The 24,946-nt window shown below is 58.8% G+C and carries 27 protein-coding genes; 19 read left to right on the top strand and 8 right to left on the bottom strand.

Annotated features, from left to right (window positions below; translation table 11 throughout):
* Window positions 1–60 precede the first annotated feature (60 nt).
* The 15 genes from AWT75_RS01605 to AWT75_RS01535 all read left to right on the top strand — a co-directional run bounded on the left by AWT75_RS01605 (window position 61) and on the right by AWT75_RS01535 (window position 15,460).
* Window positions 61–1,173, top strand: coding sequence for a radical SAM/SPASM domain-containing protein (locus tag AWT75_RS01605; RefSeq protein WP_045846802.1), 1,113 nt, complete (start codon window positions 61–63; stop codon window positions 1,171–1,173).
* An 8-nt stretch (window positions 1,174–1,181) separates the two neighbouring features.
* A complete protein-coding gene (locus AWT75_RS01600) occupies window positions 1,182–1,670 on the top strand; it encodes an acyltransferase (RefSeq protein WP_045846803.1) in 489 nt (162 codons plus the stop codon).
* A 41-nt stretch (window positions 1,671–1,711) separates the two neighbouring features.
* Entirely contained in the window at window positions 1,712–1,936 is a 225-nt protein-coding gene (locus tag AWT75_RS01595; protein WP_045846804.1) for a hypothetical protein, read from the top strand.
* Between the two features lie 55 nt (window positions 1,937–1,991).
* The gene (locus AWT75_RS01590) at window positions 1,992–3,005 is read left to right on the top strand and encodes a class I SAM-dependent methyltransferase (RefSeq protein ID WP_045846805.1); all 1,014 of its coding nucleotides are present in this window, start codon (window positions 1,992–1,994) and stop codon (window positions 3,003–3,005) included.
* Window positions 3,002–4,150, top strand: a complete 1,149-nt coding sequence (gene rffA, locus AWT75_RS01585) for a dTDP-4-amino-4,6-dideoxygalactose transaminase (protein ID WP_062786512.1) — start codon at window positions 3,002–3,004, stop codon at window positions 4,148–4,150. Before AWT75_RS01590 ends, rffA begins: the two co-directional genes overlap by 4 nt.
* A gap of 32 nt (window positions 4,151–4,182) precedes the next feature.
* Window positions 4,183–9,063 (top strand): glycosyltransferase, encoded by a 4,881-nt coding sequence (locus tag AWT75_RS01580; RefSeq protein WP_062786508.1) that lies wholly within the window; start codon window positions 4,183–4,185, stop codon window positions 9,061–9,063.
* A gap of 90 nt (window positions 9,064–9,153) precedes the next feature.
* Window positions 9,154–9,996 carry a flagellin N-terminal helical domain-containing protein gene (locus tag AWT75_RS01575; RefSeq protein WP_062786505.1) on the top strand — a complete coding sequence of 281 codons (843 nt, stop codon included), beginning with the start codon at window positions 9,154–9,156 and terminating at the stop codon, window positions 9,994–9,996.
* Between the two features lie 78 nt (window positions 9,997–10,074).
* Window positions 10,075–10,500, top strand: a complete 426-nt coding sequence (locus tag AWT75_RS01570) for a flagellar protein FlaG (protein WP_062786502.1) — start codon at window positions 10,075–10,077, stop codon at window positions 10,498–10,500.
* A 37-nt stretch (window positions 10,501–10,537) separates the two neighbouring features.
* Window positions 10,538–11,896 carry a flagellar filament capping protein FliD gene (gene fliD, locus AWT75_RS01565; protein WP_062786499.1) on the top strand — a complete coding sequence of 453 codons (1,359 nt, stop codon included), beginning with the start codon at window positions 10,538–10,540 and terminating at the stop codon, window positions 11,894–11,896.
* 24 nt (window positions 11,897–11,920) lie between these two features.
* Window positions 11,921–12,349: a flagellar export chaperone FliS gene (gene fliS, locus AWT75_RS01560; protein WP_062786496.1), complete on the top strand. Its 429-nt coding sequence runs from the start codon at window positions 11,921–11,923 to the stop codon at window positions 12,347–12,349.
* Between the two features lie 20 nt (window positions 12,350–12,369).
* Window positions 12,370–12,684 carry a hypothetical protein gene (locus AWT75_RS01555; RefSeq protein ID WP_131355929.1) on the top strand — a complete coding sequence of 105 codons (315 nt, stop codon included), beginning with the start codon at window positions 12,370–12,372 and terminating at the stop codon, window positions 12,682–12,684.
* 67 nt (window positions 12,685–12,751) lie between these two features.
* Window positions 12,752–13,108 carry a DUF2802 domain-containing protein gene (locus AWT75_RS01550; protein WP_062786489.1) on the top strand — a complete coding sequence of 119 codons (357 nt, stop codon included), beginning with the start codon at window positions 12,752–12,754 and terminating at the stop codon, window positions 13,106–13,108.
* On the top strand, window positions 13,105–14,160 hold the full coding sequence (gene fliK / locus AWT75_RS01545) for a flagellar hook-length control protein FliK (RefSeq protein WP_045846813.1): 1,056 nt from the start codon (window positions 13,105–13,107) through the stop codon (window positions 14,158–14,160). Before AWT75_RS01550 ends, fliK begins: the two co-directional genes overlap by 4 nt.
* Window positions 14,138–14,470, top strand: coding sequence for an EscU/YscU/HrcU family type III secretion system export apparatus switch protein (locus tag AWT75_RS01540; protein ID WP_045846814.1), 333 nt, complete (start codon window positions 14,138–14,140; stop codon window positions 14,468–14,470). The genes fliK and AWT75_RS01540 overlap by 23 nt, the downstream gene beginning before the upstream one ends.
* Before the next feature lie 123 nt (window positions 14,471–14,593).
* On the top strand, window positions 14,594–15,460 hold the full coding sequence (locus AWT75_RS01535) for an NAD(P)-dependent oxidoreductase (protein WP_062786485.1): 867 nt from the start codon (window positions 14,594–14,596) through the stop codon (window positions 15,458–15,460).
* Between the two features lie 43 nt (window positions 15,461–15,503).
* Here AWT75_RS01535 and AWT75_RS01530 read toward each other — a convergent pair whose 3' ends face one another.
* Window positions 15,504–15,797: a DUF1272 domain-containing protein gene (locus AWT75_RS01530; RefSeq protein WP_062786481.1), complete on the bottom strand. Its 294-nt coding sequence runs from the start codon at window positions 15,795–15,797 to the stop codon at window positions 15,504–15,506.
* Window positions 15,798–16,061: 264 nt separating this feature from the next.
* On the opposite strand from AWT75_RS01530, the gene AWT75_RS01525 reads away from it, so the two are divergent.
* Window positions 16,062–16,301 carry a hypothetical protein gene (locus AWT75_RS01525; RefSeq protein WP_045846816.1) on the top strand — a complete coding sequence of 80 codons (240 nt, stop codon included), beginning with the start codon at window positions 16,062–16,064 and terminating at the stop codon, window positions 16,299–16,301.
* On the opposite strand, the gene AWT75_RS01520 is transcribed toward AWT75_RS01525, so the two are convergent.
* The 3 genes from AWT75_RS01520 to AWT75_RS01510 all read right to left on the bottom strand — a co-directional run bounded on the left by AWT75_RS01520 (window position 16,285) and on the right by AWT75_RS01510 (window position 18,613).
* The gene (locus AWT75_RS01520; protein WP_062786477.1) at window positions 16,285–16,818 is read right to left on the bottom strand and encodes a hypothetical protein; all 534 of its coding nucleotides are present in this window, start codon (window positions 16,816–16,818) and stop codon (window positions 16,285–16,287) included. The genes AWT75_RS01525 and AWT75_RS01520 overlap by 17 nt on opposite strands.
* 127 nt (window positions 16,819–16,945) lie before the next feature.
* Window positions 16,946–17,578: a hypothetical protein gene (locus AWT75_RS01515; RefSeq protein WP_153013205.1), complete on the bottom strand. Its 633-nt coding sequence runs from the start codon at window positions 17,576–17,578 to the stop codon at window positions 16,946–16,948.
* A 168-nt stretch (window positions 17,579–17,746) separates the two neighbouring features.
* Window positions 17,747–18,613 carry a YicC/YloC family endoribonuclease gene (locus tag AWT75_RS01510; protein WP_062786467.1) on the bottom strand — a complete coding sequence of 289 codons (867 nt, stop codon included), beginning with the start codon at window positions 18,611–18,613 and terminating at the stop codon, window positions 17,747–17,749.
* A gap of 101 nt (window positions 18,614–18,714) precedes the next feature.
* On the opposite strand from AWT75_RS01510, the gene AWT75_RS01505 reads away from it, so the two are divergent.
* The 3 genes from AWT75_RS01505 (at window position 18,715) to rph (ending at window position 21,360) form a co-directional block, all read left to right on the top strand.
* On the top strand, window positions 18,715–19,683 hold the full coding sequence (locus tag AWT75_RS01505) for a serine/threonine-protein kinase (protein WP_062786463.1): 969 nt from the start codon (window positions 18,715–18,717) through the stop codon (window positions 19,681–19,683).
* A 10-nt stretch (window positions 19,684–19,693) separates the two neighbouring features.
* On the top strand, window positions 19,694–20,566 hold the full coding sequence (locus AWT75_RS01500; RefSeq protein WP_045846820.1) for a PP2C family protein-serine/threonine phosphatase: 873 nt from the start codon (window positions 19,694–19,696) through the stop codon (window positions 20,564–20,566).
* Between the two features lie 77 nt (window positions 20,567–20,643).
* Window positions 20,644–21,360, top strand: coding sequence for a ribonuclease PH (gene rph / locus AWT75_RS01495; RefSeq protein ID WP_045846821.1), 717 nt, complete (start codon window positions 20,644–20,646; stop codon window positions 21,358–21,360).
* Between the two features lie 51 nt (window positions 21,361–21,411).
* Here rph and AWT75_RS01490 read toward each other — a convergent pair whose 3' ends face one another.
* The 4 genes from AWT75_RS01490 to rstA all read right to left on the bottom strand — a co-directional run bounded on the left by AWT75_RS01490 (window position 21,412) and on the right by rstA (window position 24,897).
* Window positions 21,412–22,221, bottom strand: coding sequence for a trypsin-like serine peptidase (locus tag AWT75_RS01490; protein ID WP_062786460.1), 810 nt, complete (start codon window positions 22,219–22,221; stop codon window positions 21,412–21,414).
* 351 nt (window positions 22,222–22,572) lie between these two features.
* Entirely contained in the window at window positions 22,573–22,767 is a 195-nt protein-coding gene (locus AWT75_RS22005; RefSeq protein ID WP_062786456.1) for a hypothetical protein, read from the bottom strand.
* Between the two features lie 138 nt (window positions 22,768–22,905).
* Window positions 22,906–24,177 (bottom strand): two-component system sensor histidine kinase RstB, encoded by a 1,272-nt coding sequence (gene rstB / locus AWT75_RS01480; RefSeq protein ID WP_062786453.1) that lies wholly within the window; start codon window positions 24,175–24,177, stop codon window positions 22,906–22,908.
* 3 nt (window positions 24,178–24,180) lie between these two features.
* Window positions 24,181–24,897, bottom strand: a complete 717-nt coding sequence (rstA, locus tag AWT75_RS01475) for a two-component system response regulator RstA (protein WP_045847672.1) — start codon at window positions 24,895–24,897, stop codon at window positions 24,181–24,183.
* Between the last annotated feature and the right edge of the window lie 49 nt (window positions 24,898–24,946).

Genomic DNA, 24,946 nt, shown 5'->3' with positions numbered 1-24,946 from the left:
ACATTTACCCGGTGTGAGCGGGCTGCAAGCCAGCACAGCGGGTCATCAAGGAGTGAGTCCATGGGTCAGATATCCCGTCCGCTTTCGCTGGTCGAAAAGCTGAAGCAGGAGTCGGTACAGGAGTTCATCAACAAATTCCTGTGGAACAAAAGCAATAGCGCACCGTTTGTGGTGGAGCTGGACCCCACGACGGCGTGCAATCTGGCTTGCCATGACTGCATCAGTGCCAATTTGCTCAACCAGGGCGGTATCGATAACGAACGACTGCTGCGCCTGGCTGAGGAATTCGCCCAGCACGGCGTGCGTGCCGTGGTGTTGATTGGCGGCGGTGAGCCGATGGCGCATCCCAAATTCGGTGCGCTGGTGGAGTCCCTCTATCAGGCAGGCATCAAGGTGGGCGTCACCACCAACGGCACCCTGATGCCACGCTACATGGACCAGTGCATCAACATGACCAGCTGGCTGCGGGTGTCGGTGGATGCCGGCAGCGAAGAGGTATTCGCCGAATTCCGCCCCCATGCCAGCGGCAAGTCGCAGTTCAATCTGGTGATCGACAACATGCGGCAGATGGCCGCCAGCAAGAAGGGTCTGCTCGGTTATTCCTTCCTGCTGTTATCCAAGTTCAATCCGGACGGCAGCCTGCACCGTACCAATGCGGTCGACATCGAAAAAGCTGCGCAGCTGGCCAAGGACATCGGCTGCGACTATTTCGAAGTCAAACCCGCATTCGACATGATGCACTTCCTGCAGCAGCAGGACCTGTCGGTGGTGGATCTGGTCAATCGCAACCTCAAGGCCATTCACGAACTGGCAGATGACAATTTCAAGATCATCGCGCCATTCACGCTGGAAGAAGCCCTGCGCGGGGTCGGCACCCAGATCAAGCCCTACAACCGCTGCCTGACCGCCGAGCTGCGCACCGTCATCACCCCCAGTGGTGCCTATGTTTGCCCTTATCATCGCGGCAACCTCAACATGCGCATCGGCGACATTGCCAAGGTGTCGCTGGAAGAGCTGTGGCAGGGCGATCGGCGCAAGACGGTGATGAACCGGGTGGACCCGGCGCGTCATTGCACCTTCCATTGCATCCGCCACGAATCCAACCTGCTGCTCGAACGCATGGCCGCCGGTGAGGTGGTGGATAGCGTGTCCGATTTCGACCTGTTCATCTAAGCCTGCCCATGGAATTGCTCAGTCGCGAAGAACTGCTGGCCATTGGCTTTCATACCGTAGGCGAAGGCGTGCGGGTATCACGCCGTGCCGTGTTTTATGTCATTGACGGCCATATCGGCGATGGTGCGCGCATCGACGACTTTGCCATCCTTACCGGCCGGGTGGACATCGGCCCGCGTACCCATATTTCCCCATTCTGCTTTCTGGGCGGAACCGGAGGGCGCATCGTGCTGGAGGAGGGCGTCGGTTTCTCCACCCATGTCAGCGTTTTCACCAAGAGCGACGACTACCAGCAGCAGGCAGATGGCCCGCGCAACAAGGTGGAAGGTGATGTGCTGATCGGCGCGCACACCATCTTTGGTGCGCAGTGCGTCATCCTCCCCGGTGCCGTGGTCGGGCGTCATTGCTCCATCGGCGTGGGCTGCGTGATCAAGGACCAGGTAGCTGATGGCGGACGCTATGTCAGCATGGGCATCCGCTCGGTACAACTACCCTGAGCCAGCAGACCGGTCTGCTGTGCTTGCAAGGAAAAAAACAGATGGAAGAAATACGCAACTGGATAAGCGATTACCTGCGTGCCGAAGGCAAGACCGATCTGCAAGCAGACCTGCCCCTGTTCGAACAGATCGACTCCTTCAGTGTGGTGGGCTTCCTGATGGCGGTCGAAGAGCGTTTCAGCTGCTTTGAGGACATCACCGCCCAGGCGCTCAGTGGCCTGACGCTGGATGAAATGGCCACCCTGCTGGCACGGTATCAGCACTAGAATCGATCGGCTGGATGGTAATGGCTGATCCTGCTCTTCACCCCTGGGAGTTTTCGTGGACAAAAACAGTTTCGATGCGGCGTTGAAGCCTGGATTTCGCGCTGCACTGGCCCCATCAAATACCGCCTTGCGGCAGGCAGAGCATGAGGCGTTCAGCAGCTTGCTGGATGAGCAAGGACAGTTTTTGCCAGGTGCCAGTTTTGTGCGCGATTGTCCCCGCTGTCAGGCACCGTCTGCTGGTGCAAGCCTGCTGTTGCAGGCGCATGGCATGCATTTGCTCCGTTGTGCACAGTGCAGGCTGGTCTACAGCCGGGATGTCATCAACAGCAATTTCGACAGACAGCGTTACCAGGCCAGCCAGGCTTCTGATGCCAATCTGGCATTGAAAATCGATCCACATTACGCCGCGCTGGAGCAAGAAAAAGCACGCTACGTGGTGCAGCGACTTGATAGTATGGTGAAACGGGGCAAGTTGCTGGACATCGGTTCTTCAACAGGTGCACTGCTACGCGCTGCCAAAGCGGCTGGCTGGATTGCACATGGTGTGGAAATCAACCCGGCAGCCGTTGCCTACTGCCAGCAACAGGGGCTGGACGCCATTTGTGGCGAATATCCTTGCCTGCTGCCCTCGGGCTGGACAAACTATGACGCAGTATTGATGCTGGACGTGCTGGAGCATTTGCCAGACCCGCTGGCATTTTTGGCGCGGCTGACGCAGGACATGCGTCCGGGCGCTTGGCTCGTGGTACAGGTTCCCAACTTCCGCAGCTTGCTGATTACCATGGAAGGCAGCCGTAACAATAATATCTGTCATGGTCACTGGAGCTATTTCGAAGCAGAGACCTTGACTGACATGATGCAAGCGGCAGGGTTTGAAATGCACTTTCTGGAAACATATATCAGCGAGCTGGACCGGGTAAAAGCTTATCCCGACGCAGAGATAGCCGATGCCTGGCAGCAATTGACGCATCAGCGTCTGGCTGATCCGCAAGCACTGACCGTTGATGATGTTCATCAAGCAATGCTGGGTTACAAATTATTTGGACTATTCCAGAAAGTAGCGGCATGACGCTTCCGCGTATACCTTTTGGCAAACCTTTTATTGTTGGCAAGGAGCTGTTTTACATCGCACAGGCGGTGATGAGCAGTTCCATCGCCGGGGACGGTGTTTACAGTCGCAAATGCCAGCATTGGCTGGAGGAGCATCTGGGCACGCCCAAGGCCCTGCTGACCCATTCCTGCACTGCTGCGCTGGAGATGGCGGCCATCCTGGCCGATATCGGCCCGGGTGATGAAGTCATCATGCCGTCCTTCACCTTTGTGTCCACTGCCAATGCTTTTGTGCTGCGCGGTGGTATCCCGGTATTCATCGACATCCGGCCCGATACGCTCAATCTGGATGAAACCCTGGTCGAGGCCGCCATTACCCCGCGTACCAAGGCCGTTGTTGCCGTGCACTACGCCGGCCAGCCTTGCGCCATGGAGGCCCTCAAGGACATCTGCCAACGCCATGGCCTGTTGCTGATCGAAGATGCGGCACAAGCCATTCTGGCCCAGTCCGAAGGGCGTTCGCTCGGGACCATCGGGGATCTGGGCTGCCTGAGCTTTCATGAAACCAAGAACATCATTTGTGGCGAGGGCGGGGCATTGCTGATCAATAATCCGGCCTTGATCGACCGGGCAGAAGTGATCTGGCAAAAGGGTACCAACCGCAAGGCATTCTTCCGTGGCGAAGTAGACAAGTATACCTGGGTGGACATCGGTTCCTCCTTTTTGCCCAGCGAATTGAGTGCGGCCTTCCTGTATGCCCAGCTGGAGCAGGCCAAGCGCATCAATGCCCATCGCCGCGCGCTGTACGGCAAATACCTGAGCCTGCTGGAGCCGCTGGCCGCCCGTGGTTTGTTCCGTCTGCCGCTGTCACCGGGCAATCGCCCGGAAAACGGCCATATCTTTTACCTGTTGTGCAGCAGCATGGAAGAGCGTACCGCGCTGATCCGGCATTTGCAGCAAGCAAACATCGCCGCCGTATTCCACTACGTCCCCTTGCATGACTCTCCGGCCGGGCAACGCTTTGCCCGTACCAGCGGCGCATTATCGGTAACCAGCACAATGGCTGGCCAGCTGCTGCGCCTGCCCCTGTATTCCGAGATGACCATGGAGCAAGTCCGGCGAGTCTGCCTGGCGATCCAGGATTTCTATCTCGCACGTGCGTAAGTCGTTCACACCCATTTCCTTTCGAGGCCTGTATGTCTCAAACCCTGTCCGCAACTGTTCAACACGCCAACGCACCCTATTACATCTATGCGCCACCGTACCGTGAAACCTCCGGCGGTGTGCGTGCGCTCTACCATTTGTGCCACTGGCTGAACGAAGCAGGGCAGGACGCCTATGTCATGCACCAGGATGCCAGCCATGGACTGAATACACAGGTGCTGACACAAGAGATCTATCAGTCACATCGCGAGGCCGGACGTGAGCCGGTGGTCATCTATCCGGAAATCATCCGTGGCAACCCGCTGCAGGCCCGTCATGTGGTGCGCTACCTGCTGAATTATCCCGGCCGGCTGTCTAACACGCCGCTGGACAAGCTGGGCTGGGCGGCCAGTGACATGGTGTATACCCACGGCTGGGACATCGTGCCCGATGGCTGGTCAGCTACCTTGCTGCAAGTACCGCTGATTGATACCCGGGTATATAACGCCGATGGTGTTGGCCAGCGCCATGGCAAGCTGGTGTGGCTGCATCGCTTTCTGGAAAAGGGCGGCGTACCTGGCGACGTGGTGGCTGATGCTACTGAAATTTCCTTCCGCGGCAAGATTCGCAGCGCCAGGGAATTGGCCGCGCTGTATCGCCAGGCCGAGCTGTTTTACACCTACGAGCACTCCACCGGTTGCTTCGAGGCATTGCTCTGTGGTTGCCCGGTAGTCTATCTGCCCAACCCGCTGACCCTGGAAAAGCCGCAGCACAGCTACCTGGGGGATGACGGCGTAGCCTGGGGCGACAGCCCGGAAGCCATTGCCCATGCCAAGGCGACCGTACACAAGGTGCGTGCCCATTACGACGCCATCCATCAGGATTTCCTGCGCGAATTACAAGACTTCATCACCAGCACCCAGGGACGGGTGCAGGCCAAGTCCTATGCCAATGTTGCAGTCCAGTTGGCCATTGGCAAATCCGGACGCACCGAGCGCCAGTTGCCCGCACCCACGCTCATGCCAGAAGCGCCGGCCTTGCCCAAGCAGCGTTTGCGGGTAGGGGTCTTGTCCGGTGACTTCCTGGATGGTGCCTGCATGCGCCTGCGCCTGCACGATGCCCTCACGCTGCTGTCACCGTGGATTGATACCGCCTACTTCCCGGGCAACTCGGCCTATGCCTGCCGCCGGGAGGAATTTGACATCGACACCATGGTGCAATGGGCTGATGTCTTCATCATCCAGCGCGGCATTCTGAGCGAACGCAACATCGATTTTCTCAACAAGTGTTTTGCCAGCGGCAAAACCATGATTTTCGAAGCGGACGACTGGTTGCCCGGCATGCCGGCCTCGCACCGCCAGTTCTACGAATTCGACCCTTACGGCCTGCTGCGTTTCTGGCGTGACAAACTGCACCTGTTTGCCGCAGTCAGCGCCAGCACCGAACCGCTGGCAGTACGGCTGCGTGAGCTGAACCCGAATGTCCACCTCATTCCGAATGCCTTGTCGGTCAGCCGTTACGCCAGCCTGCAACGCAGCCCCAAGGGGCCGGATGCACCGATTACCATCGGTTTTGCCGGCACATCCACCCATGCCGACGACATGAAGGTCATCGGCCAGGCCTTGCTCAACATCCAGCAGAAATACGCCCATCTGGTGCAGTTTGTGTTCTGGGGTTGCAGCCTGCATGGCCTGGAGGGGGCGGCCAACGTCAAGGTGGTCGGCAAGTCGGTCACTTATGTTGAATACATGAAGGAACTGAACCGGCTGGAAATCGACATCGGTATCGCACCGCTGGAAGACACCGTGTTCAACGAGTCCAAGTCGGACCTCAAATGGCTGGAGTACACCGCAGTTGGTGCCGCCTGCGTGCTCAGCGACGTACCGGCGTATCGCGAGGCCAAGGCACTGGGGCTGGCCGAAGTGGTTGGCAACGATACCGCCAGCTGGGATGCGGCGCTGTCACGGCTGATTGATGACGCCGAGCACCGGCGCAAGCTGCAACAAGCCTCGCAAGAGTACCTGCTGCGCTACGCCACACTGGAAAGCCAGGCCTACCGCTGGGTGGACCTGCTGCGCGAAGTGTTGCCCACGCCCTTGCTCGAACCCCTGGCTGGCTATCATCCCGATCAGCATGGCGTGGTGGAAAGCCAGCGCCTGCAACTGATGTGGCCCAATACTTATCGCGCCTGGCAAAACTGGGACAAATTGCATCAGCTGCGTGAAATCGACGCCGAAATGATGGCCGAGCGCATGTTGATGCAGTGGCAGCAGCGGCCGCAGTTCCTGATGCTGATGACCATCCGCGCCAGCGAAGCCGAGCTGCTGGCCAATACCATCGATGCCCTGCAACAGCAGCTGTACAAAAACTGGAAGCTGATTGTCATTGCCGACTGGGACATGCCGGACCCCATTTTCAGCCAGAACGACACCCTGGGCTGGCTGCAGCTGGACACGCTGGATGACCCGCAGCTGTTCACCATGGCGCTCAACGGTTTGCTGGGCGAAGTGCCGGCTGACTGGGTAATGCTGCTGCCGGCCGGCGCCATGCCTGCCCCACAGCTGTTCTTGCGCATGGGTGACACCATCCACGCCCAGCCGCAAGCGCTGGCCATTTACACCGACCATGACAGCTATACCCAGCCTGAGTGCCGCGTACTGCCGCAACTGAAGCCGGACTTCTCGCTGGATTACCTGCGGGCGCAGGATTATGTCGGTGCCGCCGTGGCGCTGTCCTATCAGGGGCTGGCCAGTCTGGGCGGTTTCGAACCCTACCCGGCTTGCGAATGCTGGAACCACCTGCTGCGTCTGGCCGAAAACTTCGGCCTGAACGTGGTGCAGCATATCGACGAGGTACTGATGCACCTGCCAGCCGAACCCTTGGGTGTGCAGCATCAGCGCGAGGCTGCGCGCCAGGTGGCGCTGGAAAATCACCTGCAGCGTCTGGGGATTGCTGCCAGTGTGGTCAACGGCTATGCCGACAACACCCTGCATGTGGAATACCAGGTCAGCGGCACGCCACTGGTCTCTGTCATCATCCCCACCCGGGACAAGATGGAATACCTGCAGCCATGCGTGGAAAGCCTGTTTGCCCGCACCGGCTATCGTCATTTCGAATTGCTGATCGTCGACAATGGCTCGCAAGACCCGGATACCTTCCGCTTCTACCAGGACTTGCAGCAGGATTACCCGGAGCAGGTCCGCATCATCGATTACCCGCAGCCCTTCAATTTCTCCGCCCAGTGCAATCTGGGGGTGGAACAGGCGCGTGGTGAATACATTGTCCTGCTCAATAACGACACCGAAATCATCCAGCCGGAATGGCTGGAGCGGATGATAGGCATTGCCCAGCGTCCGGAAGTGGGTGCCGTGGGCATCCGGCTGGTGTATCCGGAAAGCGGCAGCATCCAGCATGCCGGTATTGTGCTGGGCTTGCCCGGAGGTGTGCTGTCGGTGGCCGACCACGTGTTTGAAAAGTCGGAACTGGACACGCCGGGCTATATGAATCGCCTGCTGACCGAGCAGAATTACTCCGCCGTCACTGCTGCCTGCCTGATGGTCTCGCGCGAGAAGTATCAGGCAGTCGGCGGCTTTGATGCCGAGCAGCTCACCGTGCTGTTCAACGACGTGGACTTCTGCCTCAAGCTGCAACAGCAGGGCTTGCTGAACGTGTTCACACCCTATATCACCATGGTGCACCACCATGCCAAGAGTATCGGCAAGCTCACTTATGAGCCTGCGATTGCCCTGGCCGCCGCCGTGCGCGAGCAGCAGGAACTGGCCGTGGTGCTCAAGCGCTGGCTGCCACAGCTGGCGCGTGACCCGGCCTACAACCGACACCTGACTTTCCGTACCAAGGACATGGCGTTCGAGCCGACACGGGATGTGAACTGGCTGCCGCACCAGGCTGGCCGTTACAAGGTGCTGGGCCTGCCCATTCCGGGTGGCAGCGGCGAGTACCGCGTTTCCTTGCCCTTCCATGCCCTGCAAGAAGGCGGGCGGCTGGATGTCGCCATGATCTCGCCCGAGAAAGGTGCCGCGCCGCTGCTGTCGGTGGTGGAGATGGCACGTTTCAACCCGGACGCCTTGCTGATTCACACCATGCTGACCGATGGCATTTTGCATGCCGTGAAGCAATACCGTGAATTCATGCCGGACCTGCGTCTGGTATTCGGTTTGGATGACCTGGTAGGCGCACTGCCGGAGAAGAGCATTCTCAACCGGGTATGGCGCAAGACCATGCCTGATGCCCGCCCGCGTCTGCGTGCCATGCTCAAGCATTTTGACACCCTGGTGGTGTCTACCGAGCCCCTGGCCGACGCCTGCCGCGACATGATTGCAGATATCCGCGTGGTGCCTAACCGTCTGGCACGGCATATGTGGGGCAAGGTGTCTTCATTGCGCGGGCAAGGGAAAAAGCCACGGGTAGGCTGGGTGGGGGCCCAGCAGCATCAGGGCGACCTGTCGCTGATCATCGATGTGGTCAAGCAAACGGCAGATGAAGTCGAGTGGGTATTCATGGGCATGTGCCTGCCGGAAATGCGGCCATACATCGCGGAAGAACACCCTTGTGTCTCTTTCCAGGAATACCCGGAAAAAATGGCCCGCCTGAATCTGGACCTGGCCATTGCACCGCTGGAAGTCAACCCGTTCAACGAATCCAAGAGCAATCTGCGCCTGCTGGAATACGGTGTGATGCGCTGGCCGGTCATCTGCACCGATATCTATCCGTATCGTACCAATGACGCACCGGTGTGCCGCGTGCCCAACACCACCGAGGCGTGGGTCGAGGCCATCCGCAGCCGTGTGCATGATCTGGATAGCGCCTATCGGGAAGGAGATGCCCTGCGTGCCTGGGTGGACCGGCATTACTGGATCGAGGATCACCTGGATGACTGGCAGCAGGCACTTTCCGGGCAGCTTGTAAAAAAATAATCATCCCGGTACTAAAGTTTGCCTACGGGGGGTCGATAACTAGTCAAGGCCCACACAGTCGCCCCCCCGAATGCTCTAAGGAGAATCATCATGGCACTTACCGTCAACACCAATATTGCGTCGCTCACCGCGCAGAACAACCTGAGCAACTCCAGCACCTCGCTGAATTTGTCCTTGCAACGCCTGTCCTCCGGTCTGCGCGTAAACAGTGCCAAGGATGATGCTGCCGGTCTGGCCATTTCCCAGACCCTGACCTCCGCCATTCGCGGTAACAACCAGGCCATCCGTAACGCCAACGACGGTATTTCCGTAGGCCAGACGGCTGAAGGCGCGCTGGGCCAGATTGCCAACAACCTGCAACGTATCCGTGAAATCGCCACCCAGTCCTCCAACGGCTCGGTTAGCGACACTAACCGTTCGCAGCTGCAAAAAGAAGTTGACCAGCTGACCCAGGAAATTTCGCGTATCGTACAAACCACCCAGTTCAACGGCACCTCGCTGCTGTCTGGTGGTAACACGCTGACTTTCCAGGTGGGTTCGTCCGGTTCGACCGACAACACCGTATCGGTATCGGCATCTGACCTGACCACCCAGTTGTCCTCGTACAACTCTTCGCTGACCAACAGCGCGACCATCAACGTGTTGAGCCAGACCGGTGCCCAGGCCCAGCTGTCGGCTCTGGACGCTGACATCGGTACCGTATCGAACATCCGTTCCACCTTCGGTGCCGTACAAAACCGTTTTGATGCTGTGGTTGCCAACCTGCAAAACTACGTAACCAACCTGACAGCAGCCAACAGCCGTATCGTGGACGTGGACTTCGCGTCGGAAACTGCCAACCTGACCAAGAACCAGATTCTGCAACAGGCCGGTACTTCCATCCTGAAACAGGCTAACTCCCTGTCCCAGTCCGCCCTGACTCTGCTGCAGTAAGCTACAGTAATAGCCTAAGCTGAAGAGCCGGCCTCGGTCAGCATGCTGACCGGGGCCGTTTGTCCGGGAGTCGTTGCCATGCAAATATCATCTACGAACAACCCTGTCCTTCCGCTGACGGCTACGCCGACGGCGCGTCAGCAAAACCAGCTGACTCAGGGCAACACGGCTGATGCCACCGCCAGCTCGGTCACACCCAATACCCCGGGTGGCGTAGTTGCCGTAGGCCAGAGCCAGGCACAAAATGCCACCAATGACGGAACTCAGCAGAAAAAGCCGGATCCACTGGAATTGCAGAATTCAGTCAAGCAACTGAACGATGTGGCCAAGCTGTATTCCAGCCAGCTGGAGTTCTCGGTCGACAAGGAAACCAATATCCAGGTCGTCAAGGTGGTGGATCAGGAGACGCATCAGGTCATCAGGCAGATCCCGTCTGAAGATGCAATCCGCATTGCCAAGGCGATTGACGATTTCAAGGGCTTGCTGCTCAAGGACAAGGCCTGAGTCCGGCAGCGCTCGCATGCAAGGGAGGTAATGCCAGATGGCTTCAATCACGACTAGTGTCGGCACGCTGGATGTCCAGTCTATCGTCAGCCAGCTGATGACCATTGAGCAGCAGCCTTTGCAAGCCAGCCAGCAGCGCTCCAGCAAATACAATACCCAACTGAGTTCGATCGGTCAGATCAGCTCCGCTTTGTCCGCCTTGCAAAGTTCGGCCAGCAAGATGTCCACCGGTGCCTTCCTGCAGCAGTTCAAGGCCGGCTCCACTGACACCAGCATTGCCACCGTCACCACCACAACCGGTGGTACGGCCGGCAGCTATGCCTTGAACGTGACACAGCTGGCTAAATCGCGCCAACTGGTGTTCGACCAGTTTGGCGGCAGTGCCATTACCGACCCCAAGGCCACCTTGAGTGGAGCACCAACCTCGCTGACGCTAACGGTGGGTGGCAACAGTACGGTGATCAACCTGACACCAAGTGCCAGCGATACGGTCAGCCTGCAATCCATTTCCGACCGCATCAACCAGAGCGGGGCCGGTGTCAGTGCCTCGGTGGTGCAGAACAATGGCCAGTACAAACTGGTACTGGCTTCGACCAATTCCGGCAGTGACAATGCCTTCACCATCAGCGCCGGTGGGACCGATTCGGGTAGCACGTCCGGCTCCACCTTGCTTGGCCTGACGCAAAGCACCACAGCGGCCAGCGAATCTGCAGCAGCATCGGATGCCTTGCTCACCGTCAACGGGGTCAGCGTATCCTCGGGCAGCAACCACCTGACCAATGTCATCTCCGGGGCCAATGTGGACATCACCAAACTGGGTCAGTCCACCATCACCATGACCTCGGACAGCAGCGGCATCACCAGTTCGCTGCAAAGTTTTGTCGACGCCTACAATCAGGTGAAATCTGCGGTAGACTCTGCACGTTCCGGCAGCCTGAAGGCCAATGCCTCGGTGCTGGCCATTCAGCAAAAGCTCACCAGCATCCTGAGTACCCCGGTGGCTGGTGTGGATGCCACCACATCCTATGCCTACTTGGCACAGGCGGGCATTGCCATCCAGAAAGATGGCACGCTCAAGCTGGACCAGACCGCCTTCAACAAGGCGCTCAGTGCCAATCCTACTGCGGTGGCCAACCTGTTCGGTAACAGCAGCAGTACCGGTTTTGGTGATCGGCTCAGTGCTGCGGTGAATGATCTGCTAGGCCCGAAAGGGGTGATAGAAACCAGCAAGTCATCCATCAACAGCCTGATCACGTCGGAAACCAGTTTGCAAACCAATCTGAGTGCCAAATTGACGGCACGTCAGACCATGTATACCCAGCAATACACAGCGTTGAACGCCGTATTGTCGAAAATGCAGCAATCGACCAGCAATCTGGCCAATCTGCTGGCCTAGGACAGCTTAGAACGGTAAATAAACATGCTGAACTCCAAAATGCTCAAGCAGTTCAACAAGGCATATGAAGACGATGCCCTGAAAGCTGCCGTTTACGGTGCCAGCCCGGTGGGCCTGGTGGTGTTGCTCTATGAAGGTGCCATCAAGGCCATCAACCAGGCGGGTTATGCCATTGAAGCCCAGCGTTATGATGAAAAGGCGCGCCTGGTTTCCAAAACCATCGACATCATTGATGGCCTGCGCGAGTCGCTGGATTTGCAGCAAGGCAGCGATGCCGCCAATAATCTGAACGACCTGTACATCTACATGAAGCAGCGTCTGAGCATTGCCAACCTCAAGAATGACCTGGAAATCCTGGCCGAAGTCCGCCGGCTGCTGGAAACCATCCTGCCGGCCTGGCAAGAGCTGAACCGTTCCGGCATGTCCGCAGGTGCGGCCAGTAATGCCTACTGATGCCACACGGAACCCAGGACATGCATACGCAGACCCGGTCTGAGCAAATCGGCACCATGTTGCAAACGCTGTCACAAGCGCTGGCAGCCTGTGATGCACGCGATTTCGAGCTGGTGATTCGTCTGGCCGAACAGCAAGAAGCCGAACTGGCTGCTTTCATGTCTTCCCGCAGCGATCTGGCCCAGCTTGCCCAGTCTGAAAAGCTGCAACTGGAACAGGTCATTGCCCAGCGTCAGGTCGTGCAGCAACGCATCAGCGAATGGATTGCGCAGATGCGTGAGGAAATGCAGACAGTCAGTCAGAACAGCCGATTGCTCAAGACCTATACATCGTAATGAGCGGCTTGGGTTACGGCCGGTTTCACCATACACTTAGAAAAAGTGCTGCGTGAGGGGTCCTATCATGTCCGGTTCGCTCTTTTTCTATATCGTCGTGGTCTTGCTGCTGGGTTTGTGCACAGTCTGCGGCTATCTGTATTGGCGCTTGCAGTTGCTGGAAAACCGTCGCGATAGCCTGACGGCCATGTATCTGGATCAGCAGCAGCAGCAAATCAGCACCTTGCAGCGCGATTTGTCACGCCTGATGGCGCGGCTGGAACAGCAAACGCGCAGCGAGCCTGCCAGCCTCAGCCCTTACAACCAGGCGATCGAGATGATCAAGCAAGGCATTCCGGCCTCCGAGGTAGCCAGCCAGTGTGGCATTTCACGCAGTGAGGCCGAGTTGATCATTTCCCTCTACCGGAACAATTCCACCTCATGATTCCATCCCTGCCCACCACCGCTGCCACAGGAACCCTTGCGCCGCAAACGGTCTCTTCGGTACGCCTGCTGCTGGAGGGCGGACGGGCACTGCTGGATGCCAGTGTTGTACCTGCCAAGCTCCCCCCGCTGATGCTGGGCGAGCAGGTCAGTGCCCAGGTGGTGGACAGCAAGGATAATGGCCAGCAGCTGTCGGTACTGATCAAGAACAGCCTGTTCAACCTGATCGTGCCGCAGGGCATGACGGTAAGCGGCAACAACCTGTCGCTCAAGGTGGCCACGCTGGCCCCGACCCTCAGCTTTGCCTTGCAGGAGCAAACAAGCGAGGCAGCACAGGACGGCTCGGTTGAAGTGCAGCTCAGCCCGGCATCCAAATACCTCACCGGCATGCTGCAAACCAGCAAGCCTGGTTTGCCGGCGACAGACCTGAGTCTGGACGTTGCCAAACAGCAACCTGCCGAGACAGCGCAAACCCTCAAGAACAACGTCAGTCAGAGCGGCCTGTTTTATGAATCGCACCTCAAGGAATGGCTGGACGGGAGGCATAACCTGTCCCAGGTGCAGCAGGAACCGCAATCGCGCTTGCTCAGCAAGCTCAATGAGGATCTGGCCAGCCACGACAGCCGCAGTAACACCGCCAGTGCCAGCAGCCTGAGCCCGCGCACGGTGGCGCCCGAACTGGCCAATCTGGTGCAACGCCAGCTGGACATCGTGGAAAACCAGCAACTGCAACTGAATGGGTATGCCTGGCCTGGTCAGCCCATGCAGCTGCAAATACAACAGGAACACACCAACGAACGTACCGGCAGCCTGGGGGCGGATGAAGTCGGGGTGTGGAGTACCTCCCTGTCGCTCAAGCTGCCAGCCCTGGGTGGTGTGGCGGCGCGTGTGCGCCTGGTGGGGCAGAATGTGCAGGTTTCCTTTGTGGCCGAGGAAGACGAAGCCAGCGGGCTGATCCAGCAACATGCCGAGCAATTGCAAACCGGCATGGCGGCAGCCGGGCTGACCCTGGCCAACCTGGTGGTGAAAAATGGCACAGTCACCCAAGACTGAAGAAGGCCGCAAATCAGCGGTTGCGCTGGCTTACCGCGAAGGTCAGCGCTCGCCGACCGTGGTGGCCAAGGGTTATGGCCAGCTGGCCGAGCGCATCATCGACCGGGCCAAGGATGCCGGCGTGTTTGTGCACGACTCCCCGGAGCTGGTTTCCCTGCTGATGCAGGTGGATCTGGACCGTCACATTCCGGAAGAGCTTTACCGCGCGGTGGCAGAAATCCTGGCTTTTGTTTACTTCCTGGAAAACAAGGCCACCGGTGCCGACTTCGAGTTTGAATCCTGGCTGGCTAGCCGTAAAAGCAAGTCCTGACCATCCCTGTTGCTGAAATCCTCCCCTCATGCTGGCAGCCCTTGTCTGTCGTCAAAAGCGCTGCCATGCCCCCCGGCTTTGCGGTAATCTTATGCTTTCCCCCTGCACACTGCTGGAGTAGATATGAAAGTCGGTTATATCGGGCTGGGCATCATGGGATTGCCCTGTGTTTTGAATCTGCTGAAAGCCGGTCATGCCGTGTCGGTGTGGTCGCGTCAGCAGCAAAAGGCAAACGCCGCACTGGAAGCCGGGGCCACCTGGGCAGACAGCCCGGCGCAGCTTGCCGCACAGGTTGATGTACTGATCACCAATGTTTCCGACACCAAGGATGTAGTGCAGGTATTGCTGGGCGAACAAGGCGCAGTACATGGCGCGGCTGCCGGTCTGGTTTGCGTGGACATGAGCACCATCTCGCCGATCGGTGCGCGCGATATCGCCCGGCAACTGGCCGAGCACGGTGTCGACTTCCTGGATTGCCCGGTGTCCGGCGGTCAGGTGGGGGCGGTCAACGGTACCCTCACCATCATGGTGGGCGGCAAGGCTGCTGCGCTGGACAAGGTTCGCCCGGTACTGGAAGCCATGGGCAAGACCATCACCCACATCGGTGACTCCGGTGCCGGTCAGGTGGCCAAGGCATGCAACCAGATTGCGGTTGGTGTGGGAGTGGCTGCAGTGGCCGAAGTGATGAAGCTGGCCAAGGCCTGCGGGGTGGACCCGGCACCGGTGCGTGAAGCCCTGCTGGGTGGCTTTGCCCAGAGCCGTGTGCTGGATATCCACGGTCAGCGCATGATTGATGACAATTATGTGCCGGGCTTCAAGGCGCACTTGCACCTGAAGGACATGGGCATTGTGCTGGATACCGCGCAACAACTGGGCATCCGTTTGCCCGAGGCCGAGCGTGTGGCCGGCCTGATCGGCCAGCTGGTTGAGCAAGGCGAGGGCGAGCTGGATTCTTCAGCCATTGCCCGGCTGATCTGGCAGCAAAACTGATTGCCTGCCATGACATATCGAGCCCGCCACCGTGCGGGCTTTTTTATTCCGGCTGCTGCTGTTGCGCCAGCCACTGCTGATGGGCGGCCACGTCCACCGGGCGATAGCGTCTGGTAGTGGCAGCAGGGTAATGCTGCAAGTCATTGCCATGTCGTGTATCGGTGGCGGGGCGTATCGGGCGTGGTACAAAGTTGCCGCCACAGTTGGGGCAGGCATGCTGTAGCAGTGCCACGCAGTCGGCACAGAAGGTGCACTCAAACGAGCAGATATGCGCCAGCGGCGAGTCGGCGGGCAGCGCGCAGCCGCAATGTTCGCAATTCGGACGTAGTTCCAGCATGGTTGGCTCCCGGGAATGATAGAGGTCAGCTTGCCAGCCCTCAGCCCGGCTGCACAGGGCAAATACAGCCATCATCACCGCCGGATCGCGCCATGTTGACGGCCGCAGGCTTGCGTAATGCCAGGATCCGCCACATCAGGCCACCGGACATCAGGCCAAACAGGAACACGCTTGCTGATGCACAGTGCATGCGGGCCCGGAACGGCGCTCCGCTCTGCCACTCTAACTGCTCATGACCTGATGACAGGTCCGCAGGAGAGCGACATGGATGCGATTGATATCCTCAACCTGATGCGCCAGCACCCGCCAGCCGAGCCGGTCAGCCTGACGTCCATTCCCTTGATGCTGGCGCAGGCGCTGGTGGCCATTGCCGGCAAGCTGACGGTGACTGAGCTGGAACGCCTGATTGCCGTTGGCGCTGCACTGTGTGCCCATCAGCAAGACCCGCAGTTTGACAGTGTGGCGGCGGATTTGCTGGTCAAGCAGCTTAGCGAACCGCCTTGAGTGCTTTGGCCGGTTTACTGGTTAGCGGAGCGGATGCTGCCAAGGGCGTGGCTGCCTGGTCCGGCAGATATTGCACCACCAGTGCCCGCAGAATGCGATAGCCATTTTCCTGCGGTGTGCCCAGACGTTCATGCCAGGTCATGCTGTCTATCGCGGTGCGCATGCCGCCATGGCTGTTGAGCAGAATGGCGGCCGAGCCTCCAGAGCGCCTGACCTGCTGGGCAAGGGCATGCAGCATGGTGGTGTTGACATAGGCCATGTCGTAATCGCTCACCCGTATCATGCCCATGATGCGGTAACGGTGCGGCGGATCGCCAGCATCCCAGATTTCCACCCCGTCCACGGTCCGTTTGCTGCCGCCTTCGCCGTCAATGATCTTGCTGCCATTGCGGTATTCGAACATCGTATAGTCGGTCGTGGTGCAGGCGGGCAACAAGGCCGTGCACAGCAGCAGGCAGGCTAGTCTGGCCAGACGGATGGGGGAAAAGATGGATGTCGGAAAAGAGAAGTGCAGCATTACAGGCAGGGTCCGCCAGCGAGGCATGAATGATGCCCGCATCTTAACGTGCCCCAGACGCTGGCGTGCCGCGCAGACCGGCGCGAAGAAGTAAATAAATGCAAACCAGGCCGTGCACCGGGCCTGGCTAATCCTGCCAGCAGCGTAACTGGTATTGCTGCATGAAGTCCGGGGCATTGAGCAGTGCTTCGGCAAAGCTGCTGTTGGCAATGATCAGCGCCCCCTGACGCAGGAAGGCCGCTCGTACTTCCAGGGCGATGGGCTGACCGTATTTCTTGAAGCGTATCAGGTATTCGATGTCAAACCCGGCTTCTTTTCCCGCCGGGTGCCTGAAGGTGGCGACGGTGGCCGGATTGTCCCACCCATTGCTGCATTGGCTGATCAGCTGGAACAGGCTTTGCCCGTCAGCCAGCCGGATATGCCGGGAGAAATAGACAGCGGTACGGGCTTCATCCACCCACTGACGTTTTGCATCACCGGCATCACTGGCCAATAAGGGGTTGCGCGGCAAACGCGATTTGCGCACCGCCGGGTCGTCATGGATGAAGCGATGGAACTGGTCGGCTGCCCGGCATTGCTGGCAGCCTTCGGCCTGCAGGAAGTGCTGCTCTGCCGGGGAAACCGCTAAGCGGACGGCCTGCCGTGACAGGCTGGGAACATAGGGCTGATGACGGTCTGCCGGAATGGTGTCCAGCATGTCGCCATAGCTGCAGCCCGTCATGCTGAGCGCTGCCGCCATCATCAACCATTGTTTCCGCATGATGCCTCCCTCTATGCCAGTGCGCATTCTAAGGGCTGGGGCAGCACGCGTTGCCGGCCTGGCAGGTAAAGAAAGGTAAGGCTGCCGCGGCGGAAAAAACGCGCAAAAAAGCCCCGGCTGGCGGGGCTTGGCTTGATTCACTGCCAGCGCGTGGCAGCAGACGCTGCTTTACTCGATGTTCTGGATCTGCTCGCGCATCTGCTCAATCAGCACCTTCAACTCGACAGATGCCTGGGTGGTTTCGGTGGAAACCGACTTGGAACCCAGCGTGTTGGCTTCACGGTTCAGTTCCTGCATCAGGAAATCCAGTCGTTTGCCGGTCTGGCCGCCCGCCTTGAGGATGCGCTTGACTTCGCTCAGGTGGGTGGTCAGGCGGGACAGCTCTTCATCCACGTCAATCTTCTGGGCAAACAGGGCGAATTCCTGCTTGATGCGGTCATCTTCCACATTGCCCAGCGCATCTTGCAGGCGGCTGGACAGCTTGTTCATGTAGGCATCCAGAATCAGGGGCAGCTTGGGCTTGATGGTGGCAATGATGCCCTCCATCGCGGCAACGCGGTCATGCAGGATCTGCTTGAGCTTTTCACCTTCCCGCGCGCGGGAGGCATTGAAGTCCTCCAGGGCGGTGGTCAGGCTTTGCAGGCACAGTTGCTGCAGTACTTCCGGTGCCAGGGTGTTGGTTTTGAGAATGCCTGGCCAGCGCAGCAGCTCACCCACAGACAGGCCCTTGGCCTGAGGCGCTTGCTGTTCAACCTGGGCGGCCACTTGCAGCAGGCTGGCCAGGAAGTCGCTGTTCAGTTCCAGTGTCGGATTATCGGCCTCCAACTGATTGAGACCGACACGACATTCCAGCTTGCCACGGCTGACGCGTGATGCCACCATCTCACGCAGCTGTGGCTCGATGATGCGCAATTCTTCGGGCAGGCGCATCTGGACATCAAGATACCGGTGATTCACTGCACGGACTTCCAGGCTGAGCAAACCGCCGGGAAAGTCTCTGCTGATGGATGCAAAGCCTGTCATACTTAGGATCATTGTGGGCCCCCGCTTGTGGTGTCATTAAAATTCAGAACAGGGCCCGAATTGCTGTGCATGCTCAATTCCGGGCCAACGAATACTATAGCAACTGCCATGTCATGACTCAATCCAGCCAACTGACTGCCTTGCCGGTAGGTTATCGCCTGGCCGAGTACACCATTGTCCGCCAGCTCTCTGTCGGTGGTTTCAGCGTCGTTTACCTGGCGCTGGACGATGCAGACCGCAAATACGCCATCAAGGAATACCTGCCGCGCAACCTGGCCCAGCGGGATGAAGAGGGCATGGTGACGGTTCCGCACGAACTGGACCGCGACGCCTTCAATCTGGGCCTGAAATGCTTTTTTGAAGAAGGCCGTATCCTGGCGGAAATCAGCCACAAGAGCGTGGTGCACGTGAGCAATTTTTTCCGTGCCAACCAGACCGTTTACATGGTGATGGAATATGCCGATGGCCGCTCGCTGGGGCGCGAGCTGGAACTGACCGGCGGGCGCCTGGAAGAGCGCCGGATACGCAAATGGTTTGCTGCCTTGCTGTCCGGCCTGCGCGAAGTGCATTTGCACCGCCTGCTGCACCTGGACATCAAGCCGGCCAATATCTACCTGCGCCGTAGCGGCTATCCGCTGCTGCTGGATTTCGGCGCAGCCCGGCAAACCCTGTCACGGCGCGACAAGCATTTCGCCTCCATGTACACCCCCGGCTTTGCTGCGCCGGAACAATATGAAAAAGACCAGCCGCTTGGCCCGTGGACCGATATCTACGCCGTTGGTGCCTGCCTGTATGTCTGCATGGGTGGCAGCACTCCGCAGGCAGCCCAGCAGCGCTTGCAAGCGGACAAACTGGTACCGGCCAGCAAGCTGTTTCGCCACTATTATTCCAAAGAGTTGCTCGAATTGACCGACCAATGCCTCAACCTGGCACCGGATGCCCGTCCTTCCACCGTATTGGCCATACAAAAAAGTTTGCTGGATACCAGTTACAGCCAACCCGAACCGATGCCGGAGCCCGCCGTGGCGGCCAGGCGGCTGGTAGGCTGGATCAAGGGCCTGGCCGGCGGCCGTTCTTCCTGAGGAGCATGCGATGAAATTATCCCTGTATCAGGAAAGCCGCATCGGAGGCCGCTCCTACAATCAGGACCGCCAGGTCATTGCCCACTCGCGCGAGGCGGTAATGCTGGTGGTGGCCGATGGCATGGGCGGACACTTGCAAGGCGAGGTGGCCGCACAAATCACCATCGACCTGATGAGCGAGCTGTTTTACCAGCAGGCAACGCCCAGCCTGTCCCATCCCAACCGCTTTCTGGTGAATGCCATCAGCTCCACGCATCAGGCCATTCTGGACTATGCGGCAGATCACCGCCTGCCGGAAATTCCCAGTACCACGGTAGTGGCCGCCATCATCCAGCAGGGCATGTTGCACTGGTGCCATGTGGGCGACTCGCGGCTCTACCTGCTGGACGGCAAGCAGGGCATGCGCTTGCGCTCGCGCGACCACTCACAGGTCCAGCGTCTGATCGACCAGGGCAAGCTGACCGAAGAGGGGGCGCGAACCCATCCTGAGCGCAACAAGATCTACAACTGCCTGGGTGCCACTACCGATCCGGATATCGACATTGGTGAAAAGCAGTTGCTGCAGCCCGGTTGTTCGGTGCTGCTGTGTACTGACGGCCTGTGGTCGCAGATCAGCGATAGCGAGATGGAGAAGGTGTTTATCGGCCGGGCGGTAGGCCAGGTGATGCCGGCCCTGATGAATGTGGCCGAGCGGCGCGCCGGCAGCAATGGCGATAACTTGTCCGCAGTGGCAGTAACCTTGCTGGATGATGGCGCCGAACTGGCGGGCAAGCCCGATACGCTCGATACACTGGTCACGCCGCCGCGTTATGCCGGCCGCCAGATTCTCGACCCCAATCTGGAGCTGATGCATCAGGAAATCCTGGGTAGCAAACCAGACTGAGACCGCCTTCCGAATTTTCATCAGACAGGTGATGTCGCAGGAGATCACCTGTTTTTGTTTCATACAGGACACCGAAGATGCGACCTTCTCAACGAAATAACGACGCCTTGCGTACCGTTCGTCTTACCCGCCATTACACCAAGCATGCCGAGGGCTCGGTACTGGTTGAATTCGGCGATACCAAAGTCATTTGCACGGCCAGCGTGGAAGAGTCGGTACCGGGTTTTCTGAAAGGCAAGGGCAAGGGCTGGGTGACGGCGGAATACGGCATGCTGCCACGCTCCACCGGCAGTCGCATGCGGCGCGAATCAGCAGCAGGCAAGCAAAGCGGCCGTACTCAGGAAATCCAGCGTCTGATCGGCCGTTCGCTGCGTGCGGTGGTGGATATGGAAAAACTCGGCGAACGCCAGATCCAGATCGACTGCGACGTGATTCAGGCGGATGGTGGCACCCGTACTGCCAGCATCACCGGTGCTTTTGTCGCACTGCATGATGCCATCAGCGGCCTGATCGCCCAGGGCAAGCTGACACAAAGCCCGCTGCGCGATTTCGTGGCCGCCATTTCCGTGGGCATCCACCAGGGGGAAGTGGTGCTGGATCTGGATTATCTGGAAGATTCCGACTGCGAAACCGACATGAATGTGGTGATGACCGGCAATGGCCGCTTTGTCGAAGTGCAAGGCACGGCTGAGGGGGAACCGTTCAGCGAGGAAGAAATGGCCGCCATGATGCGCCTGGCCAAAAAAGGCATCAGCGAACTGATCGCCCTGCAACGACAGGCGCTCGACCTGTAAGCCAGTAACAGACGCTGGCGCTATGTTCGACAGGGGCTGCGGCCCCTGTTGTCATTTCCGGGTACGGCCTTGCTGGATGAACTGCTGCAGCTGCTGGTAGAACACCGGGCTGGACAGCGCCATATTGTCTTCCTTGCGGCGGCGCGCTGCCACCGGGGCCGAACTCTGGATGCCGATCAGCGTCATGCGACCATTGATGCGTGCCAGAATGGGCGAACCGCTGTTGCCTTCCAGCGTGTCGCAGCGGTGGGTCAGGCGGCCATCGGCCAGCAGGCCGGTCGCCTGGCAATTATTGTGAACCAGCAGGTGGGTGAGGTCATCCAGCGGATAACCGCCGTTGGTAACCGTGTTGTGGATGCCTTGCAGCTGCTGTTTCAGCGCCTGGCTGTCGCCGGCAAATACCGGAATCACGCCGCGGCTGCGGCCCAGCGGCTGACTGAGCCGGACAAAGGCAAAATCGCGCCCGGCGATTTTCTTGGGAATATAGGTACCGTCCGGACGATGCTCCAATCCGGCCAGAAAAGTCTTGTCCACTTGCACTTCGCGGATGGCGCTTTGCTCGCTGTATTCATTACCGGCCAGGCCAACCGTAAAGCTGATGGCCGGGTCGAAACGCCCATGCTTGTTGATGAAGCAATGCCCGGCGGTCACCACCACATCCTCTGCCACCAGCGTGGCAGTGCACACCAGATGGCTCTTGGTTTCCAGTTGCCCGACAGCCTGCCACACGCCGCTGTCCGGGTCGGTCTTGACGCGATCATCCTTGCCGAAAAACAACACCAGTTGTTCGGCCGTGGGTTTGGCCTGTGCAGCCAGGGGGAGCAAACAAAGACTCAGGGCAAGCAGGGTAGTGCGCAACATAGGGTGGGTTCCAATGCAATCGGGGCGCCGAAGCGCCCCGAAGGTAAGACTCACAGCCAACCGGGGTCAGCTGTCGTATCCGTGCGAATTACTTGGCAGCGGAAGCGGCTTTTTTAGCCTTTTTTGCCGGAGCGGAAGCTTCAGCAGCTTGGGCTTTCTGAGCGGAAGCGTCTACTTTCTTGGCAGCGTGCTTTTTGGCGTGCTTTTTGTGAGCTTTCTTGGCCGGAGCGGAAGCGTCAGCAGCTTGAGCTTTCTGAGCGGAAGCGTCTTTCTTGGCTACTTTCTTGGCTTTCTTGGCCGGAGCGGAAGCTTCAGCAGCTTGAGCTTTCTGAGCAGAAGCGTCTTTCTTGGCTACTTTTTGGCTTTCTTGGCCGGAGCGGAAGCTTCTGCGGCTTGAGCCTTCTGAGCGGAAGCGTCTTTCTTTACTTTCTTCTCAGCCTTCTTGGCCTTGTGGATAGCTACCGGAGCGGAGGTATCAGCGGCGAAGGAAGCAGTGGAGGTCAGGCCAAAGGCGGCGGTCAGAGCGAGCAGAGCCAGCTTTTTCATTTTTGTAAAACTCCTAAGTTCATCTTGAAAATCAAGTTTGAAGGCGGACAGATAGTCCTATTCAGGGGGGCATCCTAACGGTGCTGCACGGCAACGTCTACCCACGCCATGTTTCTCAATGTAACTAAATGTACATTCTCATGTTGGCCAACGAATGATGAAGCGTGCGCCACCCAAGGGTGAGGTTTCCACTTTCACCTCGCCATGGTGCAGCCGCGCAATGCCGGCAACAATGGCCAGTCCCAGCCCGTGACCACCCGTCTTGCGGCCACGGCTTTCATCCAGCCGGATGAAGGGGTCAAACACCCGGTCCCGGTCTTCTTCCGGAATACCCGGGCCGTCATCGTCCACCATGATGATGCAGTTGCGGTCTTCCATGCGCAGCGTGGTCTGGATCGTACTGTTGGCATAGCGGCGGGCATTGGACAGGAAGTTGTCCAGCGCGCGGGTGACCAGATACTGGTCAGCCAGAAAGTTCAGCGTTTCTTCCGCCGGTTCCAGCCAGTTCAGTTCCGGGGCCAGCGTGGCTTGCTCATGAATGCGCTCGCGTGCCCAGCTGACGGCATCAAACTGCGTCAGCTGCAACGGTGCTTCCGGCCGGTCCAGCTTGGCATGAAACAGCAGTTCCTCTACCAGCGAGTCAATGGCGGACAGGTCTTTTTCGATGGCTTTCTTGGCCGGGGAGTCCTCATCGCCTTCCAGCAGGGCCAGCCGGTAGCGCAAGCGTGCCAGCGGGGTGCGCAGTTCGTGCGCCACCGCATTGGTCAGTGCCTTCTTGCTGGCCAGCAGGGCGGCAATGCTGTCTGCCATATGGTTGAACGCCACACCGACCTGGCGTACACCGGAACGGCTGGGCAAATGCACCCGGGCGGAAAAATCGCCGCCAGCCAGTTTGCCGGCAGTTTTTTCCAGGGTGACCAGGTCTTTCCAGTGCGGCTGCATCCACAAGAACACCGGAATGGCCAGTGACAAACCCAGTAAGGCCAGCAAGGCGTAATCCACCGACTTGAGCTGATGTAGGAAGAACAGGTAGCGCAAGGGGCCGGCTACCAGCAAGTAATTGCTGTCCTCAATCTTCTGCAGGAACAGGTATTTGTCCTCCAGCATGACGATTTCGCCATTGTTGAGAGCTTCTTCCGACTCTTCATCCAGCAAGTAGTTGCTCTGCTTTTCCACCGTCACCTTGAAGGTGAAGTCATGGTTGGAGCTTTGCAGGGTTTCGGTCCAGCGATCTTCCGGCACACCGTGCAGGTCGGCTTCGATCAGCGACAGGGTGGTGCGCAGCAAGTCAGACAGATAGCGCTCGCCCACATCGTCAACCGCCTGTTTGTAAACCGCGCCAACCATCACCACCGCCACCATGAAACAAGTGACCAGCAGCAGGTAAAACTGGATGAACAGACGACGCATGCTTTATTCCCAGCCGGACAAGGAGAACAGGTAGCCCCGGTTGCGCACGGTCTTGATGCGGAAAGGCTCGGTGGGGTTGTCGCCCAGCTTTTTGCGCAGGCGGGAAATGGCCACGTCAATGCTGCGATCCAGTCCGTCATAGCTGACACCGCGCATTTCCTTGAGCAGGATGTCGCGGTTGAGTGTTTCGCCGGCATGATTGGCCAGCAACCACAGCAAGTCGAAGTCGGAGGTGGACAGTGCCACCTTTTCCTTGCCCAGCACCACATCCCGGCTGACCGGGTCGATGGACAGCTGGCCGAATACCAGTTTGCGCTGGGTCTTGACCGGTGCGCTCTCGCTGGCGGCCTGGGCCGGGCGCATATTGCGCAGCTGTGAGCGCAAGCGGGCCACCAGCACCGACGGCGGCGTGGTTTTCAGGATGTAGTCATTGGCGCCCAGTTCCAGCCCCAGAATCTGGTTCATGTCGCTGTCCAGCGAGGTCAGCATGATGATGGGGCCGTCAAAGTTGGGTCGTAGCTCGCGGCAGATGGACAAGCCATCCTTGCCCGGCAGCATGATGTCCAGCAGCACCATGTCCGGTGCTTCTCTTTCAATGGTGGCCAGCGCCGTATCACCACGCGGCTCTATCACGACGTCCATTTCGTGGCGGGCCAGAAAATCGCTGATCAATTCGGCCAGATCAGGGTCATCTTCAACAAATACGATACGGTAGGTCATGCCTGCTCATCCATCCGGTTGACACAATACGGGGGGAGTATGGCCTGAG

Origin of the sequence: Aquitalea pelogenes (assembly GCF_001515305.1) — a bacterium.
GTDB lineage: Bacteria > Pseudomonadota > Gammaproteobacteria > Burkholderiales > Chromobacteriaceae > Aquitalea > Aquitalea pelogenes.
This window is presented reverse-complemented; position numbering and strand designations above follow the sequence as displayed.

Coding starts and splice junctions, on each gene's coding strand:
- AWT75_RS01490 (WP_062786460.1), bottom strand. CDS start 22,221: ATGTTGCGCACTACCCTGCTTGCCCTGAGTCTTTGTTTGCTCCCCCTG.
- AWT75_RS01505 (WP_062786463.1), top strand. CDS start 18,715: ATGACTCAATCCAGCCAACTGACTGCCTTGCCGGTAGGTTATCGCCTG.
- fliK (WP_045846813.1), top strand. CDS start 13,105: ATGATTCCATCCCTGCCCACCACCGCTGCCACAGGAACCCTTGCGCCG.
- rstB (WP_062786453.1), bottom strand. CDS start 24,177: ATGCGTCGTCTGTTCATCCAGTTTTACCTGCTGCTGGTCACTTGTTTC.
- rph (WP_045846821.1), top strand. CDS start 20,644: ATGCGACCTTCTCAACGAAATAACGACGCCTTGCGTACCGTTCGTCTT.
- AWT75_RS01535 (WP_062786485.1), top strand. CDS start 14,594: ATGAAAGTCGGTTATATCGGGCTGGGCATCATGGGATTGCCCTGTGTT.
- AWT75_RS01570 (WP_062786502.1), top strand. CDS start 10,075: ATGCAAATATCATCTACGAACAACCCTGTCCTTCCGCTGACGGCTACG.
- AWT75_RS01595 (WP_045846804.1), top strand. CDS start 1,712: ATGGAAGAAATACGCAACTGGATAAGCGATTACCTGCGTGCCGAAGGC.
- AWT75_RS01605 (WP_045846802.1), top strand. CDS start 61: ATGGGTCAGATATCCCGTCCGCTTTCGCTGGTCGAAAAGCTGAAGCAG.
- AWT75_RS01510 (WP_062786467.1), bottom strand. CDS start 18,613: ATGATCCTAAGTATGACAGGCTTTGCATCCATCAGCAGAGACTTTCCC.
- AWT75_RS01600 (WP_045846803.1), top strand. CDS start 1,182: ATGGAATTGCTCAGTCGCGAAGAACTGCTGGCCATTGGCTTTCATACC.
- fliS (WP_062786496.1), top strand. CDS start 11,921: ATGCTGAACTCCAAAATGCTCAAGCAGTTCAACAAGGCATATGAAGAC.
- AWT75_RS22005 (WP_062786456.1), bottom strand. CDS start 22,767: ATGAAAAAGCTGGCTCTGCTCGCTCTGACCGCCGCCTTTGGCCTGACC.
- fliD (WP_062786499.1), top strand. CDS start 10,538: ATGGCTTCAATCACGACTAGTGTCGGCACGCTGGATGTCCAGTCTATC.
- AWT75_RS01515 (WP_153013205.1), bottom strand. CDS start 17,578: ATGCGGAAACAATGGTTGATGATGGCGGCAGCGCTCAGCATGACGGGC.
- AWT75_RS01575 (WP_062786505.1), top strand. CDS start 9,154: ATGGCACTTACCGTCAACACCAATATTGCGTCGCTCACCGCGCAGAAC.
- AWT75_RS01540 (WP_045846814.1), top strand. CDS start 14,138: ATGGCACAGTCACCCAAGACTGAAGAAGGCCGCAAATCAGCGGTTGCG.
- AWT75_RS01580 (WP_062786508.1), top strand. CDS start 4,183: ATGTCTCAAACCCTGTCCGCAACTGTTCAACACGCCAACGCACCCTAT.
- AWT75_RS01520 (WP_062786477.1), bottom strand. CDS start 16,818: ATGCTGCACTTCTCTTTTCCGACATCCATCTTTTCCCCCATCCGTCTG.
- AWT75_RS01500 (WP_045846820.1), top strand. CDS start 19,694: ATGAAATTATCCCTGTATCAGGAAAGCCGCATCGGAGGCCGCTCCTAC.
- AWT75_RS01525 (WP_045846816.1), top strand. CDS start 16,062: ATGGATGCGATTGATATCCTCAACCTGATGCGCCAGCACCCGCCAGCC.
- AWT75_RS01550 (WP_062786489.1), top strand. CDS start 12,752: ATGTCCGGTTCGCTCTTTTTCTATATCGTCGTGGTCTTGCTGCTGGGT.
- rstA (WP_045847672.1), bottom strand. CDS start 24,897: ATGACCTACCGTATCGTATTTGTTGAAGATGACCCTGATCTGGCCGAA.
- rffA (WP_062786512.1), top strand. CDS start 3,002: ATGACGCTTCCGCGTATACCTTTTGGCAAACCTTTTATTGTTGGCAAG.
- AWT75_RS01555 (WP_131355929.1), top strand. CDS start 12,370: ATGCATACGCAGACCCGGTCTGAGCAAATCGGCACCATGTTGCAAACG.
- AWT75_RS01530 (WP_062786481.1), bottom strand. CDS start 15,797: ATGCTGGAACTACGTCCGAATTGCGAACATTGCGGCTGCGCGCTGCCC.